Source organism: Chitinophaga sp. (assembly GCF_036569125.1).
Classification (GTDB): Bacteria; Bacteroidota; Bacteroidia; order Chitinophagales; family Chitinophagaceae; genus Chitinophaga.
Map to the genome: position 1 here is coordinate 1 of NZ_DATCRF010000334.1, position 5,797 is coordinate 5,797.

The following is a 5,797-nucleotide window of genomic DNA, read 5'->3' on the forward strand; positions in this document are numbered from 1 at the left end:
AATATCCCATCACACCCTGATTTCTCTACCATCTGAAACCGGACACCCTTGTACGAATACGGACAATCAGCACAATTTTCCCCCTCTCAATAAATTGATTTCCAATTGCTCCCGCTTTTGGCACTACCTTAGTGCTGCAAACAGCTATGCTACAAAACTACCTCCGCATTGCTCTCCGCAACCTGCAGCGGAATAAGCTTTTTTCAGCGATCAATATATTCGGCCTTGCCATTGGCATGACCTGCTGCATGCTGCTCATGCTTTACATCCGCAGTGAGCTGATGTTCGATAAACATCAGCAGCACGCTGCTGATCTGTATTTCCTGAAAAGTGAAAGCGCCGTTTCTACCGGCGAGGTACGTTCCTTTACCACTATTTCCGCATTATACGGCCCCACATTAAAAAATGAATTCCCGGAAATAGCGCAGATGTCCCGCCTGTGGGCCAACGTCGTAGAACCTAAAACCCTGCTGCAGGTGCGGGAGGCCGGCAAACCCGTACAGTCGTTTTATGAAACCCGGGGCTACAATGTTGATTCCACTTTTTTTGATCTGTTTACCTATAAATTCCTGGAAGGCAATGCAGCTACCGCTTTGCAGGAGCCTAATGCCATTGTGCTGTCAGAACCAGTGGCGCGTAAGCTCTTCGGACATGCATCCGCTTTGGGAAAAACCATTACAGTAGGCGGCGGCACCGGTAATGGTGAGCTGTTTAAAGTGACCGGTGTATATAAAGATGAAAGCCATCGCTCGCACATAGATGCGCGCTTTTTTGTGCCGCTGTCTGCCGGCTGGGTAGGCAGTTTTTTGCGTAGCGGACGGTTGAACTTTTCCTTCAACAACATGTTTATTACCTACGTGCGTTTACGCCCCGGGGCCGATGTGAAAAAGCTGGAACGTAAGTTCCCCGCTTTTATGGAACGGCATGCCAACAAAGATCTGCAGGCAGCTGGTTATACCAAATCGATCTCCCTGTTACCGGTTACAGATATTCATCTTTATGACAAAGTATCCTCCGTAGTAACAGATACCACCAGCAAAACTTACCTGTATATCCTTGGCAGTATTGCCATTTTTACGCTGGTAATTGCCTGTATCAATTTTATGAACCTCGCTACGGCCAGCTCTGCTAAGCGTGCAGCAGAAGTGGGCGTACGTAAGGTGATGGGAGCGGGCAAAGCTGCGCTGGTAAGGCAGTTCTTAGGGGAATCCATGGTGTTATCCATGATGGCATTAGTGCTGGCAGTAGCAGGTGTTGCCGGTGCGCTGCCCTTGTTTAACCAGCTTACAGGAAAAACACTGGCATTGTCTGAATTAATGGAACCTTCCATCATAGGCACTTTTGTGGCGCTGGCATTAATTACCGGCTTGCTGGCAGGCAGCTATCCGGCATTTTATCTGGCAGTGTTTAACCCGGTGCAGGTATTGAAGGGCCGTTTTAATAATACCATGTCTGCCGTAACGTTACGCCGCGGGTTGGTAGTGTTCCAGTTTGTGATCTCCATTGGCCTGGTGCTGGCCACCATCATTATTCAGCAGCAAATGTCTTACCTGCGCAATCGTCCCTTAGGATTTACGCAGGATCAGCAGGTGGTGATACCACTTCGTACCGATGAAGCGCATAAGGCATATACGGCCCTGCGTGGCGAGCTGCTGCAAAATAACCAGGTACTGGGCGCAGCGGGCACCTCATCTTACCCGGGCATTCTGAATCCAATGGGTTTTAGCGTACATAAGCTGGAAGAAACCGTGAACGAAGGGCAGCCCATTCAGGCCAATTTCGTATCGCCGCAGTTTATGAAAATGATGGGCTTTCAGTTAATGAAAGGGCACATGTTCTCCGAACAGTTTATGAGCGATACCAGCGGCCAGATAGTAGTAAATGAAACCACCCTGCGCAAGCTTAATATTCCAATGAATAAAGCAATTGGCCAGCGGTTGAAGTGGGAGCTTAACGGGAAGGCATCTGAAACCTATGAAATAGTAGGCGTGGTAAAAGATTTTCACTTCCAGGATCTGCACCATGCTATTCAGCCCTATGCTTTTTTCCTCAGTAGCAATAACGAGTATAATTATCTGATCGTGCATGTGAACACTGCTCAAATGAGGAAAACACTGGACTTTTTAGCAGATAAATGGAAAGCGCTTTGCCCGGACGAACCCTTTGAATATACTTTCCTCGACCAGGATTTTCAGCATAACTACCACGCAGAAACGCGAACAGCACAGATAGTAAGCTGGTTTACCGGGATCTCCATTTTCATATCCTGCCTGGGATTGTTTGGTCTGGCTGCTTTTGCCGCACGCCAGCGTACACGGGAGATCGGCATCCGTAAGGTGCTGGGCGCCTCTGTGCTGAATATTACTGCCTTGCTGTCAAAAGATTTTGTTATGCTGGTATTGGTGGCCATGTGCATTGCCAGCCCGCTGGCCTGGTATTGTATGCATAAATGGCTCGATGAATTTGCATATCGTATATCCATCAGTGGCTGGATGTTTATTGCAGCCGGCATTTTTGCAATGGTGGTTGCCATCATAACCGTAAGCACACAGGCCATACGGGCGGGGTTAATGAACCCGGTAAAAAGTTTGCGGTCAGAATAAGTATTTCCCTTAAAATAAGCCGATGTTCAGTAACTATCTCAAAACCACCTGGCGTTACCTGCTCAAAGACCGCCAGTTTACCGTGCTTAACCTGATAGGGCTCTCTACCGGCATGGCCTGTACGCTGCTCATCTGTTTATGGGTAAATGACGAATGGCAAACAGACCGGTTTCATAAGCATGATCAACGCCTTTTCCAGGTAATGATCAATGAAAAGAATGCAGACGTGTTTACCACTACCCAGGGTACCGGCGGAGTGGTAGGGGAGATCATGCAAAAACAGCTGCCGGAAGTGGAGTATGCGGTGGCAACTACACCGGCAGCCTGGTTCCAGCAGTTCAGTATTTCGTGGAAAGACCGTACCGTAGGTGCAACGGGCAACCTGGTGGGTAAAGACTATTTCAAAATGTTCTCTTACCCGTTGCTGCAGGGAAATAAAGAGAATGTGCTGACCGACAAAAATTCCGTAGTAATATCCGCTCAGCTGGCACGTAAATTATTTAACACCACTAATAACGTTATCGGTAAAACGCTGGAATGGAAATGGGCATCCCTTAGCCGTCAATGTACGGTTACCGGCGTTTTTGAGGATATGCCGCTACATTCTACCAGCCGCTTTGATTTTGTATTGTCGCTGGATATATGGAAAGATATTATGCCCGTTACGCTGGCGCCTACCTCTACCGGGCCTTTTAATACTTATGTAATGTTAAGGAAGGGAACCGATGTGCAGCGCTTTAATGAAAAGCTGCCGGCCCTTCTTGAAAGCCAGTTTAAGGATTCCAGTTCTGTTATGTTCATGAGAAAGTATGCAGATGGCTACCTGTATAATAAATACGAAAATGGTGTACAGGCAGGAGGGAGGATCTCGTACCTGCGTTTATTTTCCATCATCGCTTTATTTATACTGGTCATTGCCTGCATTAACTTCATGAACCTCTCTACGGCAAAGGCTTCCGGCAGAATGAAAGAGATTGGGGTAAAGAAATCCCTGGGTGCTGCACGGCATACCCTGGTGCTGCAGTTTTTGGGAGAATCCCTGTTCATGAGCATTGCTGCATTATTAATAGCATTATTAATGGTTGCCCTGTTGTTGCCGCGTTTCAATGAAATGACGGGCAAGCAGCTGCTACCGCAATTGGATATACGATTTATAGCTGCCGTATTAGGTATTACCTTGTTCACCGGCCTGCTGGCGGGCAGTTACCCGGCTTTATATCTTTCCCGCTTTGCGCCATCTGTTACACTTAAAGGAAAGTTCAGTAATGCCGGAAACACTATGTGGATACGAAAAGGACTGGTAGTTTTTCAATTCGTGGTATCGGTAATTTTCATCATTGCGGTAATGGTAGCGTATAAGCAGGTGCAATTTGTACAAAGCAGGAACCTGGGATATAATAAAGACAACATCGTTTATTTTGAGATGGAAGGACGGGCAGGAGAGAAGAAGGAGACTTTTCTGGCCAGCCTGAAAGCCTTGCCAGGTGTAGTGAATGCATCCAGCATAGAACAAAAGATCGTATTATCATCGTTCCTGCCAAGCTCCAATATCAGCTGGGAAGGAAAGAACCTGGATAACCAGATCCGTTTTTACCAGATGCCTGTGAACTACGGTTTGATAGAAACACTGGGGATCCGGATGGCTGCAGGCCGGACATTCTCCAAAGATTATAGTACCGATAGCACTGCGGTGGTATTAAATGAAGCGGCTGTTAAAGTGATGGGACTTACAGACCCGGTGGGTAAGATCATTAACCGGGGCAATACCGCGCTGCATATTATTGGCGTAACAAGGAATTTTCATTTTAATTCATTGCACGAAGAGATCCGGCCATTCATTTTTAATTTAGCGCCTGAGCAAACCCTGCTGGCAATGGCCCGCATTCAAAAGGGTCGGGAACAAGCCACACTGGCAGGTATACAAAAATTGTATAAAGCTTTTAATCCCGGTTATTCTTTTAACTATAAATTTCTGGATAGCGATTACCAGGCACAGTATACATCCGAAAAGTTGGTAGCGCAGCTGTCGGGTTATTTTGCAGGGCTCACCATTATTATTTCCTGCCTTGGTCTGTTTGGGCTGGCTGCCTTTACGGCAGAACGCCGCCGTAAAGAGATCGGCATCCGCAAAGTATTGGGCGCCACAGTTGCTAATGTAGCTGTGATGTTATCCAAAGATTTCCTGCAGTTAATATTGATCGCCGTTTGTATTGCTTTTCCGCTGGCCTGGTGGGCTGCAGGGGAGTGGCTGCAAAGTTTTGCCTATCACGTTCATATAGGCGTAAGCGTATTCCTGGCTGCAGGGGCGGCTACATTGGGCATTACTTTATTGACCATCGGTTTTCAGGCCTTAAAGGCCGGATGGACTAACCCGGTAAAAAGCCTGCAATCCGAATAACTGATTATGTATATTTGGTGCTTTATTCCACCACCATGCAGATACAGGTATTAAAACAGCTCTTCCAGCGTGATCTCAATAAGTTGCAACAGGAGATCAGCGCCTACCAAAGCGAGCAGCAGCTTTGGGTTGTAGAAAAGAATATTCCTAATTCCGCCGGCAATCTTTGCCTGCACCTGGTAGGTAATATCCAACACTTCATTGGTAAAGTGCTTGGCGGTACTGATTTTGTGCGCGACCGGCCTTCGGAATTTGCGCTGAAGAATGTTCCTAAGGCGGCATTAATAAAACAGGTTGAAGAAACGATGGCTGTGGTGGATGCTGCATTGGATAAGCTTACGGAGGAGGATCTGGAAAAGGAATACCCGATAGTGGTGTTTGAGGAGAAAACATCTACCGGGTATTTACTAATACACTTGGCCATGCACTTGGATTATCATCTCGGGCAAATAAATTATCACCGGAGGTTATTGGATGTTTGACCGTATATCAGTGGCTATTTTTTCCTTTTCGAAGCAGATCTGTTGTTATCACTAGTTAATGGTGTTTGAAGGATTTCAGCTCCTGCCTCCTTCAGTCGTGCAATTTTGCCTGGTGGTAATTTGTGTGGATCTACAATAACAATATGTCCTTTGGCGGCTGATATATTAAGATCAATACCGGTTCTGTTCAGGAAAGGGATATAGAAAGCCTTATGAGCCTTGTTCTTTCCACGTGTTCCTAATAAATATGCATCCAATGTTTGTCTCTTAATGCCTGTTTCTGCTAAAAATTCATTTTTAGTCCACCCTAAAAT

At 46.5% G+C, this 5,797-nt stretch carries 4 protein-coding genes; 3 read left to right on the forward strand and 1 reads right to left on the reverse strand.

The window, feature by feature from the left end; all coding sequences use genetic code 11:
- Positions 1-146: 146 nt before the first annotated feature.
- The 3 genes from VIM87_RS12355 to VIM87_RS12365 are packed head-to-tail and all read left to right on the forward strand — an operon-like array spanning position 147 to position 5,483.
- Positions 147-2,603 (forward strand): ABC transporter permease, encoded by a 2,457-nt coding sequence (locus VIM87_RS12355; RefSeq protein ID WP_331997291.1) that lies wholly within the window; start codon positions 147-149, stop codon positions 2,601-2,603.
- Positions 2,604-2,625: 22 nt separating this feature from the next.
- The gene (locus VIM87_RS12360) at positions 2,626-5,001 is read left to right on the forward strand and encodes an ABC transporter permease (RefSeq protein WP_331997292.1); all 2,376 of its coding nucleotides are present in this window, start codon (positions 2,626-2,628) and stop codon (positions 4,999-5,001) included.
- A 35-nt stretch (positions 5,002-5,036) separates the two neighbouring features.
- The gene (locus tag VIM87_RS12365) at positions 5,037-5,483 is read left to right on the forward strand and encodes a DinB family protein (protein WP_331997293.1); all 447 of its coding nucleotides are present in this window, start codon (positions 5,037-5,039) and stop codon (positions 5,481-5,483) included.
- Positions 5,484-5,497: 14 nt separating this feature from the next.
- Here the strand turns inward: VIM87_RS12365 and VIM87_RS12370 are convergent.
- A partial coding sequence (locus VIM87_RS12370; protein WP_331997294.1) for a hypothetical protein occupies positions 5,498-5,797 on the reverse strand: 300 nt, incomplete at its 5' end.